Origin of the sequence: Halobacterium salinarum DSM 3754, assembly GCF_008124605.1 — an archaeon.
GTDB classification, from domain to species: domain Archaea; phylum Halobacteriota; class Halobacteria; order Halobacteriales; family Halobacteriaceae; genus Halobacterium; species Halobacterium salinarum.
In genome coordinates this window covers 1-20,891 of record NZ_VRYN01000016.1, presented here as the reverse complement: position 1 = coordinate 20,891, position 20,891 = coordinate 1, and the positions used below count along the sequence as shown (strand labels likewise).

Below are 20,891 nucleotides of genomic sequence, written 5' to 3'. Positions count from 1 at the left end.
CCGTGCACCAAGTGCACGACTTTCTAAGCTAGTAACTCTCTATAACAGTCAGAAACTCTATCATAGTGTGTGAAGACTTCTATGACACCCTCAGAAAGTAAGAAAGCTACTGAAAGCGACCGAAGTGGAACTCTCCAAGACCACTACGGCTATCCGAGACCGTTCACATCATCGCCGACTGAAACCGAACTTAAGGAATTACATAGTACGCTTCGAGAACACTGGGGCGGTGACTTACCCACAACTATCGATCCTACCGCCGGAGGTGGAGTAATCCCGTTTGAGTCACTACGATATGACCTGCCAACACGGGCTAATGAGCTGAATCCAGTACCCTCCATGATTTTGAAGGTGATGCTTGAGTATGCTCCTCAAGTAGATTCATTGGGTTCTGAGTTACGCCAATGGGGTGAAAAGGTATCTGACAGAGCTGAAGAAAACCTTGAGGAATACTTCCCTGTAGGGGACGGCGAGAAAAACATCGATAGCTACGTTTGTACCTACACTGTTGAGTGTAGCTCATGTGGAGGGAACATTCCGCTGGTTCCAAAGTGGTGGGTGAAAACCACAGGAACGAATGTTGCAGTCAGACCCGAAGTAAAAGAGGATGGCACGCTCTCGTTCGAAGCGCTTACTGATCCCAACGCCGAGGAGTTGGAATTTAATCCGGGCGAAGGCCCAGTCTCACGGGGCGGTAACGTTGAGTGCCTCCGATGTAATGTCGTGACTGAAAGTGAGGATGTAAAAGAGCGCTTCAAATCAGGAGAATTCGAGTATGAGGCGCTTTGCGTCAAATACATAGATAACCGGGGCAAGAGCCAGTTCCGTGGGCCAACGAAGCACGATAATGAAGCATTCGAACGCGCAAAAAAACGGGTAGATGCTGACTATAAACTGTCAACTTTGCTTGACAGCCAAATTCCCAATGGTAAGGAGACTGCGAGAACTAAGCGGTATGGTATAAACGAGTGGCGGGACTTGTTCTCCCCACGTCAGTTGATTTCCCACTATGAACTCCAGCAGGCTGTAGAGCATTTCAAGCCTGAGATTAGGTCAGAGTACGATAGCGAGACCGCGGATGCTCTCATTTGCCTCACCACTCTCGCTGCTAGCAAATTCATTGATAGGAATTCGCGACTAACTGACTGGGACACCAGTAAAGGATACCCCAGTCAGATGCTCAAGGGAAAGAATCTGAGCTTCAAGCGCGTATTTACCATCAATAACGCCTTCGCAGGCGCAATGGACTTCACTGCACAGCTTGAGAAGGTAGCGGATTCTTACGATAAACTTGTTTCCTATCTGCCCGCCGACATTGACGCCGCAGAAGTCACGGTCGGAGACGCAGCTAACCTCTCGTACAACGACTCCGAATTGCAGGCTGCAATTATCGACCCGCCGTACTATAGTAGCGTTATGTACTCTGAATTCGCCGATATATTCTACATTTGGATAAAACGCTATCTCAACGACACCTATCCAGACTTGTTCGAGAGCGAGTTAACAGACAAGAGTTCTGAGGCGGTGGCGAACTCCAGCAAGTTCGAGGATATTGCTGACGGTTCTACTTCGAAGGCTGAACTCGCTCGCAACGAATACGAACAGAAGATGAGCGACATCTTTTCCGAACTCTACCGCGTCCTCGAACCCGGCGGCGTGATGACGGTGATGTTCACGCACAAGGAGACGGACGCCTGGGACACGCTGACCATGTCGCTCATCAACTCCGGGTTCACCATCACCTCCACGCACCCGATTACGAGCGAGATGCCCCAGCGTGCGGGGATGCGGACCAGCGCCTCCGCGGACTCCACGCTCCTGCTCACCGGCCGCAAACCCCACGAGGAGCGCGACCCCGAGAACGCGACGCCGACGCTCTGGAGCGACGTCAAGGCCGACACCCGCGCCGCTGCGAAGGAAGCCGCCCGCGACCTCCTCGACTCCGGGTTGAGCCTCACGAAGACCGACGTCATCATCAGCGCGTTCGGCCCGACGCTGCGCGTGTTCGCAGACGCCTACCCTGTGGTCGACGACGAGGACAACGACGTCCCGCCGCGGCGCGCGCTGGAGGAGGCCCGCGAGGCCGTGACCCAGATCCTCGTCGACGAGTTCCTCGAAGTCGAGGGCATCGACGACCTCGACGACGTCACCGAGTGGTACGTGCTTTGCTGGTTAGTTCACGAAAAGCAGACGTTTGCCTACGACGACGGCCACCAACTCGGGTTGGGAATCGGCGTCGACATCGACGACATCAAGCGGAACACGAAGACCTGGCGCAAGAGCACCGGCGACATCAGCCTGCGTGGGCACGACGACCGCGTGCAGAACATCAACGAGAAACCCGAGAATCGCTCCAGTCGCACGCCAGTGAACCCCGACGACCTGTCGTTCGGCCTCGCACTGGACAAGGTTCACGCGGCGATGCACGTCTACGACGCGCAGGGCGAGAGCGCGTGTTGTGACTGGCTCCGCGAGCGCAACTTCGCCACCGACTCGACGTTCAAATCGACGCTGAAGGCACTCCTCCAGGTGCTTCCCCACGACCACGAGGACTGGGAACTGGCGCGGGATCTCGCCGTCGGGCGAACGCGCGACGTGCTCGACCTGGAGTTCAGCCCGAACGTCTTCGCGGACGACGGCGACGAGTCGAGTCAGCAGGGGCTGGACGACTACTGAGGACACACTGTTAGCATTCACGTTATGGTTCGAGAGCTATTCAATGACTGGCGCTACGAGGACGCGGAACTCCTCAGTGTAGACACACGCAATGCAGAGTACGAAGCTATCGACGTAGAGAGGGCATGTTCCCAGGCCGCGGAACAACTCGATATCTGGTCGTCGGAGCGAGACGGGTACATCGTTCCAGTGTTCGAGAAGAACAAGCCTACCCCGACCAACGAGTACATCATCTATCGTCCGGAGAAGGGACACGTCGGCTGGTACGACGCTGGTCTCGGCTACGATGGAGCAAAGCGATTCGCCGAGTGCCACCGTTTAGACGAGAAGGTGGTCGGCCAACGGCTCTGGTTCTGGCTCCCCGAGAACCGGTCAGATCCGGAGTTAGCGGTGGACGAATCCGAGTTGCCAGCGAATCAAGTCGATCCTTTTGACCGACTGAGTTCAAACGAACAGGACGCGTTCTTCGAAGATCTGAAGGCGTTCGTTCAATCCGAACGAGCATCTGAGCGGGACAACAACTGGGAGGCCTACGAGGAACTGGGGCTTCAAGAAGCAATCAGACGGAACCAGATGTCGGGGCCGTTTGTACCCGTCAGTCGAACAGTGGGTAGCGACGGAGAACCAGCCTACAACTATCAGTTCGTCCCGGAGGAAGACGATGACGACGATTCGGTCGACCTCCGCGATGACGAAGGAATCTTCGAACAGAACCGCTGTATCATCGACACCGAGACCGGGGAGTCGCAGTTCCCACTCGAAGTCGAGGTGACGTCCGTCAAAGGCCCCCACATCACCATTCAGCCAGCGTGGGAGTCCATCGACGACCGGAATGCCGTCGAGAAACTTCTGGATAGTGACGAAACAGAACTCTGGCTTCACGACCTCCTGAACCCAGTTCCATTCGAGAGGCGACTCAAAGCAATCAAGCAGGTCAAACGTAACCCCGGGAAACGCGATCTCTTGACCGGGAAGCGTCCGGTCGAGTACACCGTCAACAAGTACGCTCTCCCGGAGGCGGAAATCGAGCTAAACGACTACCAGCGAATGGCCATGATTTGGGCCGACGGGGCGAACGACGTCGCCTGTATCCACGGCCCACCGGGGACCGGTAAGACACGAACACTCACTGCCTACGTCCGATACGCCGTCTCACAGGGGGAATCTGTTCTCGTAACTGCCCACTCCAATCAGGCCGTCGACAATCTCTTGGTGGGAGATAGCACTCTTGACTCCCCTGAGGAGGACACCTTGCATGCGATGGCACAGTCCCCGGAGTCAGAGCTGTCCATCGCACGTGTGGGGAGTAACTCTCGCAGCGATGTCGTCCGACGCCATTACGCTGACCAATCGACCCGCAATGCCGACATCGTCGCCGCAACCACAAGTGGGTCTGCCCAGTTCGACCCGGATACATTCGACGTCGCCGTGGTGGACGAAGCGACACAGGCCAGTCGTCCAGCCACCGCAATCGTCCTGAACAGTGCAAAGAAACTCGTCCTCGCTGGCGACCACAAGCAACTCCCGCCGTACTGCGCCAGCGAGACGATGCAGGAGGAGGACATGCACATCTCCCTCTTCGAATACCTTCTCGAACGCTACGATGACCAGATCTCAGTGCTACTGAGGAAGCAGTATCGGATGAACGACAAGATCGCGGAGTTCCCGAACGAGTCGTTCTACAATGGGGAACTAGAAACTGCCGCCCGCAATCAGGATTGGACTGTCGAGGATTTGCAACCGTTGATGGCCATCGACATCGATGGTGAAGAACAGAGACGAACACACGGGAACTCGTACTACAATCCACAGGAAGCAGAAGCAGTTGCGAAACAGGTGAAACTCCTCGTTCAGCACGGACTCAGCCCGGAAGATATCGGGGTGATTTCTGCCTACAGTGGACAAGTAGGAGCGATTGGTGGTCGCATCAATCAACTTGACATCGACAGTCCGGAACGAGTGAACGTTGATACCGTCGACTCCTTCCAAGGGAGCGAACGGGAAGCAATCGTCGTCTCATTCGTCCGCAGCAACGATAGAGGCCACAGTGGGTTTCTGGAGTTTCCAAGCGAGGGGCTACGTCGCCTGAACGTGGCGATGACTCGTGCACGCAAACGTCTAGTGTTGGTCGGTGACTGGAACACGTTAGGGACTGTCGCTCCCCACCGGACAGAGGAGGAGAGTTGCGCCCCGCTCTACGAAGAACTCGCTGACCAGATTCTCACAGGCGACCTGATGCTAACCCCCTAGCCTGGGTGTACCACTACTCTCTCACCTTCACTTTCCCGACGAAGTATCCACTATCGGCGTTCAGTTCGACTTCGTATGACTCCCCCGGCTCTCCATCAGGGACGTGGACGTGCATTCCCTGATACATCGCGATTGCGTTCCCCGATCCACTGATCCGGTCTACCTCGACTTCGACGATATTCCCGTCGAGTTCTGCGTACTGTCCGTTACCGTGTGTTCCGTGAGACTGCTCCTCGTCCTGATTGTCTGCTTCCCCGTTAGAACCCGAACGGACAGAATGTTTCTTGTTCGAATTGTTCCGCTTGTGAGATTCGTAGTTCTTCACCTCTCCATCAACGATTACGTTGTTATCCGAGCTGGCTCTGTCGTGGAACGTCCCCTTGCTATCGCCGACGTCACCGGGCTTAGACTCCCCCATGTCGTACGCCGGATCTTCGCGATGTCGGTTCCCATATCGATCCTTGTTATCTCGAACCATGGTTGGAGACGATAGTCTACTAATATATTAGTTTGGGGTCGGCAAAATCTCGACGAGCAGGGACGACTAGGTTGGTCTTTAAGTGCTTCTCTTCGGAAGAGGATACCAATCTAATACAATGTCGATGTTGCCAGATTGGGACTGGCAGTCGATATACGAGAGTCAACCACAGACTGATGGTGCGTATCTCGTCGACGACTTCTACGTCCCTGCGTTAGAGCGAAGTATCCGGTACGACCGCATTGCTGGCTACTTTTCCAGCAGCGCACTTGCGGTCGCCTCCCAGGGCATCGACGCTCTCCTTGATGACGACGGCCAGATGCGCTTGGTCGTCGGCACGGAACTCTACTCCACAGACCGCCCCGTCTTCGAGGCACTTACTGACGAACTGACCGAGTCACTCGACGAACTCGACGACGAACAACTCGACGCGCAACTGCAACTGCTCGCTCGGCTCCTCCGCGAAGACCAGCTACACATCAAGGTCGCCGTTCCCCGTGAGGGTTCGTGGCGCATCTTCCATCCAAAGATGGGTATCTTCCACGACGACGCCGGGAACGCACTCTCCTTCGAAGGGAGCGTCAACGAGACAGTCGGTGGATGGAAGAACAACTACGAGCGCTTCAAGGTTCACCGGTCGTGGATCGACCAGCAGTCGACGTACGTCGACGACGACATCGAGACCTTCGACCGGCTCTGGGAGAACGAACACCCTTACGTCGAGGTGTACGACCTCCCGGACGCCATCGAGGAAGAACTCATCGACTGGAAGGACCCTGATTCACAGACAGAACTGGAGGAGGCCCTCCAGATCGCCCGTGGCGAAGCACCGCCGACCGAGCGCGACAAGGCGAACATCGTGGCCGATGGCCACCTCGCACCAGGTGGACTCGCGCTTGCAGAGGAGGGAAGTACGATTACACCGTGGCCACACCAGCGCGTCGTCTCCGACACGCTCGTCAACACCTACCCGAACAGTTTCCTGCTCTGTGACGAGGTCGGCCTCGGGAAGACCATCGAAGCCGGTCTAACGCTCTCCAGGCTCGGTCTCACCAACGAACTTGAGACGGGACTGTTGCTCGTCCCGGCGAGCCTTACCGTCCAGTGGCAGGAAGAGATGTGGGAGAAGTTCAATCTGAACACGTACCGTTACGAGCGCGGGAGCGACTACGAGTACGCCTTCATCGACGCCTTTGGACGCGAACACTCACCACCGGCAGCGGCCAATCTCGACCTCGGCAGTGACGAACGCGATCAGGCGTGGGTAGAGAGTCCTATCTGGCGCTTCCTTCACGAGCACCATGACGATGACGCCACCGACGGTCCTGTAATCGTCATCATGTCCTGGCATACCGCACGACTGGAAGACCGATGGAACCAGGTGGCACCGAAAGACGGTGGCACTGTTCGAACTCGCGACGACGTGCCAGTAAGTTGTCGCGGTCGCTCGACGTCCGACCGAGAGGGTGTCTGGGACGCAGTCATCGTGGACGAGGCACACAACGGCCGCAAGGGAAGTAGCTTCTACTCACTACTGGAACGACTGCGAGACCATACGCAGACGTACTACCTACTCACTGCGACACCGATGCAGTTGCACGCCGGCGAACTGTACGACCTGATGTCCTTGCTCGACCTCCCGGGGGAATGGGATAATCAGGACAATTTCGTCGAGTTCTTCGAAACCCGCCGAGCACTCACGAAGGCGCTCGAGGAAACGCTGGGTGACACTGATTCATCTCATGCAGACGAGTCCTGGTCGTCACAGGCGACGCTTACGGAGGGCCGGTATCAGGATCGACTGACAGGAGACCGAACTCTCTCTGACCGCGTTTTCGACGCGGTGGCCAGTGAACTAGACGTCGGTGACGACCAGCACGCGAGATCTATCGGCAAGGAACGCGTTCTGCGGGCGTGTGACCTCGCCAGCGACTACGGGGAACATTATGATGGCTACGTCGACTCGTTCGACGCTGCCATGGACGAACACGGTATCGACCCATTCGACGCCAAGGAGGACGAGAAACTGAAGTACCTCCTCTATCCCGAGTGGAAAGCCAACGACGAGTGGTTGACGTTCTCTCGGAACGAACGGCTCGCTGCACTCGACGAACTGACCACGTCGGGCTGGCAGGTTGTCCGAAACGTACTCGCCGAGTCGACACCCGTCGACGCGCTCATCCATCGAAACACGCGTGATACGCTTCGCAAGTACGAACGTGTCGGTCTCCTCGACGCAACCGTCCCAGACCGCGACCCCGAACAGCAGAAGATCGAGTTGACCGACGCAACTCGGCGAGTGTACGACCACATCGACGAATACACGCGGAAGTTCTACAAACTCGCCCAGCAGTCAGACGAGGCCGACTCACAGGCCATTGGGTTCGTCATGACTACCTACCGCCAGCGACTCACCAGCAGCGTCTATGCAATCTCCCAGAGTCTACAAAATCGCCTTCGGAAGCTCCGGAACCAGCGAACCGTACTGAAGGGGAAACAGCGCGCTGCCGACAGTGAGTACGACGACGCCGAACAGGCAATCCTCGAAACTCTCTCTGAATACGACCTCGAGGACATGGAGGAGGTCGACGAGTTGGAAGGCGACATCGAAGACACTGATCTTGCAGAGATCGTGCCGAACGTGACCGACGACGGTATCCACCTGTTGGAACAAGAGATCGAGGAACTGGAATCCTTCGTCGACGAACTTACCGAAATCGACCAAGATCCAAAGATCGGTCAGCTCATCGACGACCTCGACGAATTAGATCGAGAAGGACACAACCGAGCCATCGTCTTTACCCAGTACACCGACACGATGGACTTCATCCGGGAAAGTCTCGTCTCGATTCACGGCGAGACAGTCGCGACGTACTCTGGCCGCGGAGGTGAAGTGTACGACAGTGAGTCCGGAACGTGGAGCCAAGTCGGGAAGGAACGCGTCAAACGGGAGTTCGCTGCCGACGACGGACAGGTCGACATCCTCGTCTGTACGGACTCTGCGAGCGAGGGGTTGAACCTACAGGAGTGTGGCGCACTCATCAACTACGACCTCCCATGGAATCCGATGCGCGTGGAACAGCGCATCGGACGTATCGATCGAATTGGACAGAACTACGACGAGGTAACGATCCTCAACTACAGCTACGAAGATACGGTCGAGACCGACATCTACGACCGACTCGACGACAGAATCGGCCTGTTCGAGAACGTCGTCGGCGAGATGCAGCCTATCTTGTCGGGTGTCAGCGACCAGATTCGGTCGGCCACACTCGAGACAGAACGGGGAGACAATGCACAGGCCGTCGACGATGCCGAACGAGAGTTCTCGGAGGAGATCGAGAACCAGGAGGACAGTGACAGGGTAGACGTCGGCGAGTCACTAGATACAGTCGAGACACCTGTCGCGCAGGACGTCATCGATGAAGCGAAACTCGATGCGTGGGAGAGTGCTGACCACCCAGATATCGTCGAAGTCGGGGACGACCAGTACGAGTACCCCTCACCATTTGTGACAGATGCGGTCGAAGAACTGCTCGTCGGCAACGAAGCGCTCGCCGACGCGGGAATCACGTTGACGCCCATCGGCGAACTGGATCTGTCGGTAACGGACACCGAGTTCGCCGACGAGTTCCGATTCGAGCAAACCACGTATCGGTTAGAAGCAGAGAGCGACTTACCGGACTTTGAGGGCGAGCAGACACTAGCACAGGCGATTGCACCGGACGGTCACGAAATCGCTGTCACGTTCTCGGCAGAGTGCACCGACGAATTTCCCTCGATCCACTACCTCGCGCCTGGCAACCCCCTGTTTGGCCGATTCGTCCAAGCACTTCTCGAAGAGAGCGACGAATCAGCGCGACTCTCGAAGCGTGTAGCACCTACCGACAATTCTGATAGTCAGTCCGTCGTCTGCGCCTGGGAGCGTGACGGGCATCTTACGACACTGAATGAAGAAGGCGTGGTCGAGACTCACTCTGTAGGCGGACTATCACAGTGGTGTGAAACGTTCCTGGAGAATCGAAGTCAGAACAGTGGATCTTCATAGCTGCAGGGAGACGGTTGAAGAACCGACTGTCCATATCTTCTGTATTCTGATGGCCTGAATGGCAACTTGAGTCGATGCCTGACGTCCGAAATCACCATTGGCAATACAATGTCGTCGAAGTTCGTCGAAAGAGATTCATCGTTTGCTCGCGTAACGAATCAGAACGACTACGAATCGTAAACCGATTGTTCACTCGTTAATACTGGGATTTGAATCTAAGTGCGTCGTGGTCGTAGGAGTAACACTTGATGCTGGCACTTTCACATTCGCTCGGTAAGTTGTTTGACGAGATATAGAGGTCATCAAACTCGTCTTTGAGGAGGTACTGGAATCCGATGCTCACCTCACCGTCGTCAACGTCAGTCACAACAGCGAGGTCGGGGTCGTCGGCGTCGGGGTCGTTTCAGAAGTACCAAGTTGGTGTTGAAGCCGAGTTGCCGTCGCGCTCGGAGCGAATCACAAGAGAGTTTCAGAAGTACAAGAGCGATGCAATCCTCTTACGACGGAGTTCTTCGTCAGGAGAGCTCCTGACCTACGCGGTAGAAAGGTGGAATACTAAGAGTTGGACGACTACGCCCGCGAAAAGACAGTCAGACACGATGAACAGATCACAGGTACGACGAAACAGCCCTTCGATATCAATTACTTAAAACAAAGAGTTTCTCGAGATACCGATCACACCCTGCGAGCATACTGCGTATTTCAGCTTGGTTCCGCCTTATCATAGAAGTCGTCACTAGCAAACCGCAGATACCCCCTGAAATGGCCTAATCGGCCGATCACACACCACCGTTTCTGATGCTCGACAGATATATGGTGCAAGGTTGTTTTAGAAGTACCTATGCGACTGGAGGCGACCGCGAAAGCGGACGAATACAAGGTCTGGATGACCGACGCCGAACTCGACGAACTCCGCCGAACGGCGGCGAACCATCGCGACGATCTCATCATCCAGCTCGGTGGCTACGTCGGCCTCCGAGCCTTCGAAATCCCCCAGATCCGCCCGGAGCACGTGAAACGCACACCCGACGGCGACCACTACCGGCTCCGGGTGCCAGAGGGCAAGGACACGACTGGGAACGGCGGGAAGCCACGCGACGCCTATCTCCCGGCCGACGTCGAGGGTGATATCCATCGCTACCAGAATGCCGAAGATATAGCGCCAGACGATTTATTGATCGATCTCACCGAGCGGGGCGTCCGCGACGTCGTGAAGCGTACCGCCGAGCGTGCAGCCGCCGAAACCGGCGACGACGACTATCAGTACGTGAGTTCGCACGACCTCCGTCGACGCTTCGCCCAGCGTCTCCTCGTCGACCGGCAGATGAATCCCCGTGTCGTGATGGCCGTCGGTGGCTGGGACTCCTTCCAGGCCATCGAACCATACCTCAATGCCCCGACGGCCGAGGTCGTCAACGACGCCTTCGAGGAGGCGGGGCTCGCATGACCGAGGACGACGTCGATCCCGAGAACCCGCGACCGGCGGGGCACTACCCGCGGTTCAGGGATAACGAGTGGCACTACGTTCCAGACGAACTCGCACAGACGATCTCGCTGGGACCGGGCGGCGACGGCGAGGAAGGGCAAGACTGGGTGCTCACGTACACGCCGGAACAGCGAGATGAGGATGACCGCGAGAAAGTCCTTGTCCGGCTGACGCCACGCTCGCTCCAAGAGCTCTATGTCGAGACAAAGAACCTCTCACCGGACGCCCGGCAGGCAGGGCATACAGCTGAGTGCGACCTCTGCGGTGAATCCGTCCCGCTCGAGAATGCTGTCCCGAACCCGAGAGGCGAGCCGGCACACAAACAGTGTTACGTCGACGCCTACGGCGGGCCAGAGTGGCTCCAGGACTACTAACCCATGCATCAAAAAGGCCACTACGGCGCGGCGTTGGTCGCCTACGCGCCCATTGTGTTCATCCTGACTGCGCTCGGCTACACCACGCTCGGAGTGCTCGGTGGTGTCGTCGTCGTTGGCGGGGCCATGCTTCCCGACGTCGATCAACGAATCCCCGGCGTGAAACACCGAGGACCAACACATACCGTGTGGTTCGCGCTCGCTGTCGGCACGGTCGTCGGTGTCGGTGGCCTACTACTGGGGGCGTCCCGTGGGGTGCTGGCCGCACTCGGGACGGGACTGTTCGGCGCCGTCGTCGGGACCCTCACCGTGGTAGCTCACATCCTCGCCGACGTGCTCACACCGACCGGTGTCCGTCCGTTCGCGCCCGTGCGTGGCGAGAAGTACACGCTCGACGTCGTCACGGCTGCGAACCCGATAGTGAACTACGCCCTGCTTGTGCTCGGCGCCGTGGTCGCCGGTGTGGCGGTTGCCGGCGGGCTCGCGCTCAGTACTTAACCAACGAGCGGCCAAGAAGACCGGCAGTTGTTGGTTAAGACCGTGCACAGGAGCAGGCGTACGCCATCGTCGCTGCTGGGCTGACGCCTACGGTTCCCTGATGGTTCACTGATCACACGTAGCGAAAATCGGTAAAATCGAAAGATACGCCGGCGAGGGAAGCGGTTTCCCGAACGCGAGGGTAAGGGTTGAACCAGAGAGATCCAGGTTCCAGAACACGCTATGGGAGTAAATCCCGGAGATCGTCCTCGTCGAGCGCATCGTGATCCGCGAAGTATTGCTCAACATCGGACACCTGCTCCAGCGCAGTGACCTCCTCAGCTTTCGCCTCTGCACTCGGGCTGTACGCTGCTAGCGCCTTGTGGGGGTAGTCGTGGTACGGATCGATGAAGAAGAGATAGATGACATGATACTCCGTGTCTCCACGTGGGATTTCGTCAACGACCTTGGTGTACAATCGGCACTGATCACCGACGGTGATGATATCGAGGTTGGCGATACGCTCATAGATGAACGAGCTGGGTGGTGCCTCGCTCGTGACGATGTTCAGGAGCCGGGTGATGACCTCCTCCTGTTCCGAAGCATCGAGTGCAGCAAAATCAGTAGCGGCTTCCCCAGCAAAGATGACCTTCGTCTCTTCGTCCGACAGTGATACATAGCTCACATCTACCTCAGAAAAGTCGGTTAGTACTTCAGCAGAGACTCGAGGTCTTCTTTGCTCGCTGTATTCCCGTCAGCGATATCCTCAATGCCGCGAAGAACGCCCTCAGGAACCTCAGGCCGATCTCCGTCCTCGGCGTCGCCCTCGCGGTCGTCGCCAGCGGGGTGGAGACTCATTGACGAAATATCGGTGCTCCTCTGTAATAAGCCTGTGGACGGCTACGCGGAAGCCGTGACTCAGACCGATCACCACTGTTGTGATATCTCCCCTTGACGATGTACGTGGTCTTCTATACACTTGCGTGATTATGGAGAGCCAACAATGGCGGCTGACGATGTTGAGACGCTCCGACTTCTCTGTATGGGAGACAACCACGGGGACGTTGACTCTCTGGAACGGGTCGTCGATGGAACTGAAGGCGAAGAATTCGACTTCGTCATTCACGTCGGCGATATCACGAATGCGTGGTTCGATGGCGTCGACGAAGGTCGGGAACAGCTCGAGGCGGTCACCCCGTATTTTGAGACGCTCCACGAGCGCGGAGAATTTCTCTACATCTGGGGGAATCGAGACGGAGCAATCGGTCCGGAACAGCCATTCCAGGACTACGACCTTCCGGGGACGTTCATCCCCGAAGATGACACAATTACCGTTGCTGGAGAGACGTTCACTCAAAATCCCGAGTTAGTCGAGGACGAGACAATCCTCGTGAACCACTACTGGCACCCCGAGTTGCTGGAACACTTTGCGGGGAAGGCGTACTTCTCTGGTCATATACACACCGGCCGGTACAAGAACAAGGCTCTCAACACCGCATTCCTCTACCGGACGGCTGATCATGGCGCGGATGCTCTTCTTGGCGCGTACTTCGTCGTCGAGATTGCATCTGACGGTACGTGGCAGGTCGATTTCCGAAACATTGGGCAGGTTCGGAAAGGGATCTGTCCCAAGCATCAGGCACTCGGTGTGCAGTTCGTCCCGGACTACTGGCGACAGGACTGTCAGTTCTGCTACGACGAAGACGATTTCTACAGTGAGGTGGTTCGCACAGCACTCTACGGACTGGGAACAGTACAAGCGGAAGCCGAGATTGACGAAGTTGTGGAGTCTGCAACGTCAACGTTCGGAGCTACGCCACCGTCTTTTGAATCGAGACTGCGAGAATTCCTCGAAGAGCGGACAGAAGAGCATCGATAGCGACCACTGTGAGACGAGAAACAGAGTCTATGCCGGTTCCTCTCGGAACCGTTCGATTGGGACATCGGTGACGTCGTCGTAATCATCATCGGCACCGACGAGGAGCATCCCGTCGACGTGTGCTGCGGTCCCGAGTGCGAAGGCATCGCCAAGCGCCGGAGCGTAGCGGAATTTGAAGTCGGCTGCTGATGCCCAGGTCTGTTCGGTATCGACGCGACGGATGCCGCTTTCCTCGAGGACGTCGACGACAGCATCGGCACGTTCCTCGCCGTCAATCGCACGGACGATATAGTGGACCTCAGCGAGGTTAATAGCCGAGATGTAGCCGTCTGCTGCGCCTTCAACGGCGTCGACGTACGTCTCGACCGTGTCGCTCCCCGATTCGTTGCAGAAATAGGCGATGAGTGGTTCGGCGTCGAAGACGATCGTTTCGGGAATCTCTGCCCCGTCCGTCATGCGTCAGCCTCGTCGTCGCCGGCATAGCGCTGGCGCAACTCCTCTTCGCTGGCTTTGTCAGCTGCGCGTTCCTCCCGCAGGCGCTCAGTTGCCGAGCGGCCCTGCTCGTCGGTCTTCCCGTCCAGAACCCCACGCAAGTCTGTCACCGAGTGGATGGGGCGAACGACGATTTCACCCTCATCGGTCTGAATGAATTTCACACGGCCGGGCGTGTCGATACCCAGCTCCTCGCGGAACTCCTTCGGGATGGTTGCTTGCCCACGCGACGATACAGACACCACTTTTTCAGACTCTGTCTTGCTCATACTTTCTCAGGTCAATACTTCGCGGCGTACACACATAAACGTATCCCGGCAAGTAAACCAAATATCGCTATACCGAATCAGTGCCTTCCACTCGTTCTGTGGCTTCTGTGATGTCCATCTCTTCCAACCGTTCCAGGCCAAGTTCGACGATCAGCGGGTAGAAGTGACGAGTCTTCTTGAGATCTACGTCAGTGTCAGCCTCCGAAAGCGATAGATCCAGCCGCTTGAATGCCGTCGAGAGGTCATTGTCGAGATTATCATCGAGGTAGAAGCTCCGCACGTTCCATTCTTTCTTGATGTTCTGTGCTTTCTGTGAACTCATCTCGTTCTCAGACTGCCCTGAAGTCATGTCGTTCTGTGATTTTTCAGAGGTGTCACTCTCATCGCCCTGGTCGTCGTCAAATCGACGGCTCAGACGATCGTCAATATCGTTAGTCATCGGTCACCTCCGCAGCTATCTGCGCATATACGTCAGCCATATCGGTCTCTTCGGCGTCTGCTGCGAACACCGAACCCTGGGCTTTCACCGCCCGCTTGATCGCCGCCCGACTGCGAACAGTCCACACTGCGACGCGTCCCTCGAAACGCTCGTGAAACCAGTCGATGGCCTCCTGTTGTTCATTGTCCAGTGGATAGGCCACGTTCGAGACGATGAGACCGAGAACATCGATATGCGTGTCGTAGTTGTCCTCGAGCGTGTCCAGCTGGCGCAGGAGATGATTTAACGCGAGCTGGGAACTCTCGTCGGCCTCGACCGGCACGAGTAATTCTTCGGTGGCGAGTACGACGTTATCGTTCAGTGGACCCAGCGACGGCGGGGCGTCGATAAGGATAACGTCCCACGCGGTCGCGTTCTCTAGGACCCGCTTCAGCCGCAACCGGGGACGCATCCCGCTCGCGATGAGGTCCTGCTCAAGGTGGAACATATCGATGTTGGCCGGCAGTAGATCGAACTCGTCGTGGGCAACAACGAGATCGTCGACGTCGTGGTCGGCAGGGGATTGGAGCGCATCGTACAGCGACGGTGGTTCGGACGTGTACTCGTCTTCGAACCCAAGCCGATGCGTGAGGTATCCCTGAGGGTCCATGTCGACGGCGAGAACGTCTACACCATCAGCAGCGAGTCCGCCAGCGACGTTGATTGTATTCGTGGTTTTACTCACGCCTCCCTTCTGATTCGTGATTCCGATTCTCCGAGTCATGGCTTCCATCCGTTCTGTGCGTTCTGTGACTTCAAATAACTACGTCAGACGCTAGTAGTTCTCTCGGCAAAAGTAAATCGAGAGATCCAGTTGGTCATAGTGGCCCTCTCTCGATCACACAGCTAGCCGAGTTACCCCACAAATTGATATATTAGCCAGACGTGGGGTAACTGTGAACGAGTCTTCAGATCCTCCCACAACAAAACCACCAGCGCCAGATTTGCCGAACTACATTCTCGAACCACTGGATAAACAGTCGCCCGATCGGCTCGATACAGTCGCAGCGTATGCCGCGAAACTGGCCGCTTGGAAACGCACCGAACGCGAGCACGTAGCCACGAAAAAACGGGAAGAAAATTCGATCACCGAAGCGGAGCAAAAAGAGCTTGAAGAACGAGAGATCTCCACGGATCCAACAGACTACAGTGACATACCGGCCAGTGGCGCCTACATCACGGTTAAAGAGACGAAACCAGGGTATCACTACTATTACTGGCAATGGCGTGATGGTGACTCCTGGAAAAACGAGTATATTGCACCGGTGAACGCGAACAAAGAGCGTTGAGTGCGTCTGGAATCGTCGATTATTCCGACCTGTAGTTACCCCACGCAATCAATCACGGACTGTAATGTGGGGTAACGATTGATAGAGGTGGAAACAGCCACTACTTTGCTGAATGTATCGGTCCCCCTCCCCCCATTTGCGGAATGTATCTTGGAGAAGGTCCGGGAGGCCATAATACCACAGACGGGACGAGAATGCAGGATTCGCGGTTAGAGAACGTTATGAAGCGATATACGAGAAGAACGGGTCGAATGCCATTCTGAGCTATCTAGAAAGTATATCTTCACTTTCATTTTCTTTTCTCTGTATTACGGGTATGGTTACCAGTCTTCCATAATAAAACCTTCTATAAATTAAGACAATGCTAGATAAAGACCGAATCGCCCTCCTCAGGACCTATAGGCGAGGATTCCCTAGTTTTAGAGACTCCCGTCGTGATTTTCATCTTATCCCCCTCCCGTCTTTTGATGAGATACATTCAGCAAATGGGGGGAGAGGGTAGATTGAAACATCTCGCCTGACGCAGTTTCAGCTCTCAACGAACTTCCGTGGCCGGCCGTGGCTGGTACGGGTGGTCTATGCGTTATTTCTTCAATCACCAATGCCTGAATTGGTTCGGTATCCATGACCGCTCCCACTGACCTACTCTACGGTGGCGAGATACAATCAGCAAATGGGGGGATGACGTCTATCAGACGTTCGTCGATGATACTCGGAAATCCAAATCGGGAATAATACATTCTGCATATGGGGTCTCTGCCAGGATACAATCAGCAAACGGGGGGGTAATCACTCACCATTTCGACGAAACCGCTCTCTATGAGCTATTGAACTCGTCGAGCTGGGCTTCCACGACAAGCCGAAGAGAGTCTTGTTCGATCTCAGTTATTCGACTGTCTCGCTCAATCGTCTCTTTGACAGTCTCGGGGTCGATTGCGAAGGCGTACTCGTTGTGAACACCTCGTCCGCGTCCGCGTCCGCTCCGATCCTTCGATACGATGTTGTACGACGCCAGCTCTTTTGCATACCGTCGAAAGGAGTCGTCCGATTTCGTATCAGCGTCGATGCTCTCGGTCACGTAGCTGTAGATGTCATAGGCGACTGGACCAGGAATCGAATCGAGTGAACGAGTCGCGTGAATAGCGACCGACGCCACGGCGTACAGAGTGTATTTTTTCTGCGCGGACAGTCCGTTGATTGTCTTCTGTGCTTGGTCGACGTCGAGTTTCCCCTGGGCGGATCGGACATGACGCTCCTCGACAGCCCCGCTTCCTTCGCGATCGGCCATCTCGCCCGCCTTTCTAAGCAAGTCGATTGCCTTTCGAGCGTCCCCTTCGTCTTGAGCGGCGAACGCGGAAGCGAGGGGAATCACATCGTCGGAGAGGGCGCCGTCGCGGAATGCATCTTTTCGATGCTTGAGGATGGCCCGAATTTGGGTGGCGTCGTAGTCGGGGAACACGACGTTATCTGGATTGAACGAACTGGCCGTCCGGCCATCTAATTTCTGTATCAGTTGGGTGTCGTTAGTGAGTGCAGCGACTGCCGAGCGACCTTCTATGTCACCTTCAGCAGTAGCACGTGAGAGCTGATAGAGAAGCCGAGAGTAATCCGGTTCGTCGTCATTGTTGTTTCCAGTGAGGTAGTCGATTTCGTCCAGAATGAATAGTATCGCCTCGAAGTGTTTATTGACGATGTCGTAGAGGTGGTCGTACTTGTCTGAGGTTGCCGTTCCCTGTTTTTTGATACCGACCTCAGTGCCGGTTTTCTCAGAAACGTCTTCCAGCATTGCGTAGACGGCTTTATCCTCGGAGCTGATCCGCTGGCAGTTGATGCGAATGACGCCGAAGTCGACACCGCGGTTCTCACAGAGCGTCGCGACTTCCTCGGCAGTCGCATTAATGATGAGTGACTTGCCTGTTCCAGATGGGCCAAATTGGAGGATGTTATCCTGTCGTCCTCCCTTCACAGCGGGCAGGAGTAGTTCGATGATCCGATCTAGCTGCTCGTCGCGACCAACGATGCGGTCGGCGTCAATAATCGTATCCGGGTGAACGAGGTCTTTATTAGCAAATACTGAGGTCGTCGAGTCATCCTCGTTCAACTGACTTTCGACACGATCTCGAATCGTCCCACCCAGTCCGCTAGTACTGCTTCCATCCTCTGTATCCGAATCCGGGACGGATTCGGCAGATCCGTGATCCGATGCCGTAACAGCCTCACTGCCAGTCCCGGATTCACCGTCTACATTGGACATCACACTGTCGTCAGTGATTTCCTCCTGGTCTGGACTGTTATCCTCCCGAGACTGGGTCATAAGCAGCATATTTCACCCGAGGTTAAAAATTATTGCGTATGCTGAATCTAAATTGGTAGTCATGGTACCGTAGAGTGTGGATATCCCTCCACAGCATAAATCCTCTAATTCACCGTTTACAGTTTGTAACCTGCTGACGGCGGTTGTCTGTAGCTGTATGTAGTACCCAGAATCTCTGAAATACATTAACCAACAAATGGTTTCATCTGGTCGTTTGTGTTGGTTAAGTAGCCGACATCAGACGATAATGGCTGGCGGAGCAGGCGGCGGAGCTCACGCATCTGATACTTCTGTTCCCACCGACAAAACGAGCTGTAGTGCGGTGCTTCATCGAGACCGAACACGGTGAGGATACCGGGCATTTCGTTGAGGTAGTTCTTGGTCTCGCGGAGGCTCTTCTTCAGTTACAGAATTACCGCGATCTGCACCCATTCGGCGTACCCGCCCGCGCCGTCAACATGCTGTTTGGCAAGGTGTCGACACATCCGCGTGAGCCGTCTGAGCGATGCCATATTGCCAGACGGCGTCCAATTCCGGGTTAGAGTGATGGAATCGTCCCGTGAGAGTGGCTGAACCTCCCCTCAGTTGGCGGCAAAACAAGGCAAGCTGCAATCAAACGTACCCCAATCGTATTACGGAATCATCTCTAATTGTCACCAATGGGCGATAGTATCAAAGAGCTGTATGATGTGCTAGATGAAGACCGCCCGGAACGAATTCGAAGTGGTATTGCCGTTTGGACTTTTCTCAATGTGAGCAGCTTCACCAACAAAATTCAGTGTGAGAACCCAGCGACGAATGATACACGAACTCTGGCATTGGCAACTGATGGATATCCTGAGGAAATTGCGGGCAAGCAAGTTATTTCGGACTCGGGCAGCGTCAATCCAGAAATTGAGGATTTCCCGGTAAGAGTAGTTATCCCTAATCAGGGAGGGTTTCGTGAAGCCTGGGTTCACAAATGGGCTAGTGATCTAAGTGACTTGGAGGAGAAGCCATACTCCGAATATGGTCGGGAAGAAGAGATAGAGTGGGAAGGGAGCGAGCAGAGTGCAGACAGTGAGAGGGTGAGAAAACGGAATGGGGTCTTCAGTGAGGACGATCGGAGAGGCTCGAAAAACGACTTGCTCAAATAACGTAGTACTGTTAGGAGCGTGTCATAGAAACCATCTCATAGCTTGAGTTTCTCGCGGCCAGGGTCATCACCCCGCTCAAAGTTGGTGATTGCAACGACGAGTCGGAGACACAGTGCAAGGAACACTTCTGTTCGTGCATGGACGCGGCCTCGGGCGCGGACGTGCCCGAGGCCGCAGTCCTTGACCGCGTCGTTAGTTCGTTCGACTCCTGTCCGGTGGTTGTACGTCTCGTCTAGAATAGATTGCTTCAGCTGAACGTCCTGGCTGTGTTCTTCGATGCGGTCTTCGACCCTGTACTCGATATCTTTCGGGTCGTCAGTGTTTCGCGGGTTGTACGGAACGACTGGCACGACCCCTGCGGCCAGCAGGTGGTCGTGCCAGTCGAGAATGTCGTACGCGCTGTCTCCAAGCATCCAGATTGGTGCGTCAACGGCAAGCGCGTCACGCGTGACGCGCATCGCCGTCTCCTGATCCGCTTGTTTAGCTTGTGTGAACTCCGCTGCTATCGGGATCTTTGAGCCGGTTGAGACAATCGTACAGCCGAAGCCGTAGTAGTACTCCTCAGCTGTTGGATCGTAGTTCCAAGATGCTGCGTCGTTGTACTGGATCGCTTCGATGTGGGTCGAATCGATCGAGTAGGTGGAGTCGAGCAGGCCGCGGGCGGCGGCCTGCTCGACGAGCCTGTCGAAGACATCGTCAATAACGTGTTCGAGGTCGGTGAGAAAGCGGTCAACCGTGTCTCTGGATGGCGGTTTGTCGAGTCCGCAGTAGTACCAGACGAGGCTGTGCTGGAGTTCTCGTGTCACCGGGCGTGTGCCGTAGACGTTCTCGTAGTAGCAGTGGAGAAAGCCCCGAAAGAGATCTGGTGGTTGATGGACTCGTGTTCGCCCCCGGCGAGCGGGGGCGAACACGTCGTACTCCAGGAGAAACGCGAACTCAAGGTGTTCGAATAGCGGTACTGTCTCGGTAGCCGCCGCATTCAAGAAGTCGTCTACCGATGCTACATCTTGCAGGGTCGCGGTTGTGCTGGACACACTTTCCGCACCCTGCAGCTTCGTACGTGACGCTTTCTATGACACGCTCTGATTACCGAGGAACACTAACTTCCACTAACCCGTGGCTGTCCCACAATGAGGTGGAAAGTTCGACTGGAGGGAGCCGAATCAGGATTAGAAGACTTAGAGGAGAGCTTTGACGACGGCCCTAAAATAGTTGAGGAGGACGACTACTACTATATTAGGAGCC

Annotated in this window: 18 protein-coding genes and 1 pseudogene; 9 read left to right on the top strand and 10 right to left on the bottom strand. The window is 55.8% G+C overall.

The genetic code is table 11. The features are described from left to right. Positions 1 to 1,608: 1,608 nt before the first annotated feature. A complete protein-coding gene (locus tag APQ99_RS11870) occupies positions 1,609 to 2,676 on the top strand; it encodes a hypothetical protein (protein ID WP_244289031.1) in 1,068 nt (355 codons plus the stop codon). Between the two features lie 24 nt (positions 2,677 to 2,700). Then, positions 2,701 to 4,926 carry an AAA domain-containing protein gene (locus APQ99_RS11865; RefSeq protein ID WP_136361761.1) on the top strand — a complete coding sequence of 742 codons (2,226 nt, stop codon included), beginning with the start codon at positions 2,701 to 2,703 and terminating at the stop codon, positions 4,924 to 4,926. Positions 4,927 to 4,939: 13 nt separating this feature from the next. On the opposite strand, the gene APQ99_RS11860 is transcribed toward APQ99_RS11865, so the two are convergent. After that, positions 4,940 to 5,404 carry a hypothetical protein gene (locus tag APQ99_RS11860; RefSeq protein WP_136361760.1) on the bottom strand — a complete coding sequence of 155 codons (465 nt, stop codon included), beginning with the start codon at positions 5,402 to 5,404 and terminating at the stop codon, positions 4,940 to 4,942. Positions 5,405 to 5,522: 118 nt separating this feature from the next. Here APQ99_RS11860 and APQ99_RS11855 point away from each other — a divergent pair, with 118 nt between their 5' ends. From APQ99_RS11855 to APQ99_RS11840, 4 genes are all read left to right on the top strand, one after another. Next, complete coding sequence (locus APQ99_RS11855; protein ID WP_136361759.1) at positions 5,523 to 9,452, top strand: helicase-related protein; 3,930 nt, start codon at positions 5,523 to 5,525, stop codon at positions 9,450 to 9,452. An 841-nt stretch (positions 9,453 to 10,293) separates the two neighbouring features. Beyond that, the gene (locus APQ99_RS11850; RefSeq protein WP_136361758.1) at positions 10,294 to 10,899 is read left to right on the top strand and encodes a site-specific integrase; all 606 of its coding nucleotides are present in this window, start codon (positions 10,294 to 10,296) and stop codon (positions 10,897 to 10,899) included. Next, a complete protein-coding gene (locus APQ99_RS11845; RefSeq protein ID WP_136361757.1) occupies positions 10,896 to 11,312 on the top strand; it encodes a hypothetical protein in 417 nt (138 codons plus the stop codon). The genes APQ99_RS11850 and APQ99_RS11845 overlap by 4 nt, the downstream gene beginning before the upstream one ends. Positions 11,313 to 11,315: 3 nt before the next feature. Further along, entirely contained in the window at positions 11,316 to 11,810 is a 495-nt protein-coding gene (locus APQ99_RS11840) for a metal-dependent hydrolase (RefSeq protein WP_136361756.1), read from the top strand. A gap of 220 nt (positions 11,811 to 12,030) precedes the next feature. On the opposite strand, the gene APQ99_RS11835 is transcribed toward APQ99_RS11840, so the two are convergent. Further along, on the bottom strand, positions 12,031 to 12,474 hold the full coding sequence (locus APQ99_RS11835) for a hypothetical protein (protein WP_136361755.1): 444 nt from the start codon (positions 12,472 to 12,474) through the stop codon (positions 12,031 to 12,033). A 20-nt stretch (positions 12,475 to 12,494) separates the two neighbouring features. Beyond that, entirely contained in the window at positions 12,495 to 12,647 is a 153-nt protein-coding gene (locus APQ99_RS12695) for a hypothetical protein (RefSeq protein WP_156105765.1), read from the bottom strand. Between the two features lie 145 nt (positions 12,648 to 12,792). Here APQ99_RS12695 and APQ99_RS11830 point away from each other — a divergent pair, with 145 nt between their 5' ends. Then, entirely contained in the window at positions 12,793 to 13,668 is an 876-nt protein-coding gene (locus tag APQ99_RS11830; RefSeq protein ID WP_136361754.1) for a metallophosphoesterase family protein, read from the top strand. A 27-nt stretch (positions 13,669 to 13,695) separates the two neighbouring features. On the opposite strand, the gene APQ99_RS11825 is transcribed toward APQ99_RS11830, so the two are convergent. The 4 genes from APQ99_RS11825 to APQ99_RS11810 all read right to left on the bottom strand — a co-directional run bounded on the left by APQ99_RS11825 (position 13,696) and on the right by APQ99_RS11810 (position 15,631). Beyond that, a complete protein-coding gene (locus tag APQ99_RS11825; protein ID WP_136361753.1) occupies positions 13,696 to 14,124 on the bottom strand; it encodes a PIN domain-containing protein in 429 nt (142 codons plus the stop codon). Then, positions 14,121 to 14,429 (bottom strand): AbrB/MazE/SpoVT family DNA-binding domain-containing protein, encoded by a 309-nt coding sequence (locus APQ99_RS11820; RefSeq protein WP_136361752.1) that lies wholly within the window; start codon positions 14,427 to 14,429, stop codon positions 14,121 to 14,123. Before APQ99_RS11820 ends, APQ99_RS11825 begins: the two co-directional genes overlap by 4 nt. Positions 14,430 to 14,496: 67 nt before the next feature. Beyond that, complete coding sequence (locus tag APQ99_RS11815; protein WP_136361751.1) at positions 14,497 to 14,868, bottom strand: hypothetical protein; 372 nt, start codon at positions 14,866 to 14,868, stop codon at positions 14,497 to 14,499. After that, the gene (locus tag APQ99_RS11810; protein ID WP_168731203.1) at positions 14,861 to 15,631 is read right to left on the bottom strand and encodes a ParA family protein; all 771 of its coding nucleotides are present in this window, start codon (positions 15,629 to 15,631) and stop codon (positions 14,861 to 14,863) included. The genes APQ99_RS11815 and APQ99_RS11810 overlap by 8 nt, the downstream gene beginning before the upstream one ends. Positions 15,632 to 15,803: 172 nt before the next feature. Here APQ99_RS11810 and APQ99_RS11805 point away from each other — a divergent pair, with 172 nt between their 5' ends. Then, positions 15,804 to 16,196, top strand: a complete 393-nt coding sequence (locus APQ99_RS11805; RefSeq protein WP_136361749.1) for a hypothetical protein — start codon at positions 15,804 to 15,806, stop codon at positions 16,194 to 16,196. An 817-nt stretch (positions 16,197 to 17,013) separates the two neighbouring features. On the opposite strand, the gene APQ99_RS11800 is transcribed toward APQ99_RS11805, so the two are convergent. Continuing rightward, complete coding sequence (locus APQ99_RS11800; protein WP_244289034.1) at positions 17,014 to 18,510, bottom strand: AAA family ATPase; 1,497 nt, start codon at positions 18,508 to 18,510, stop codon at positions 17,014 to 17,016. A gap of 254 nt (positions 18,511 to 18,764) precedes the next feature. Continuing rightward, a pseudogene (locus tag APQ99_RS11795) lies at positions 18,765 to 19,022 on the bottom strand (IS5/IS1182 family transposase); the annotation flags it as partial. Positions 19,023 to 19,169: 147 nt separating this feature from the next. Between APQ99_RS11795 and APQ99_RS11790 the strand changes: the two are divergent. Beyond that, positions 19,170 to 19,646, top strand: coding sequence for a hypothetical protein (locus APQ99_RS11790; RefSeq protein WP_136361748.1), 477 nt, complete (start codon positions 19,170 to 19,172; stop codon positions 19,644 to 19,646). 35 nt (positions 19,647 to 19,681) lie between these two features. On the opposite strand, the gene APQ99_RS11785 is transcribed toward APQ99_RS11790, so the two are convergent. Continuing rightward, positions 19,682 to 20,680, bottom strand: a complete 999-nt coding sequence (locus tag APQ99_RS11785; protein WP_136361747.1) for a transposase — start codon at positions 20,678 to 20,680, stop codon at positions 19,682 to 19,684. Positions 20,681 to 20,891 lie beyond the last annotated feature (211 nt).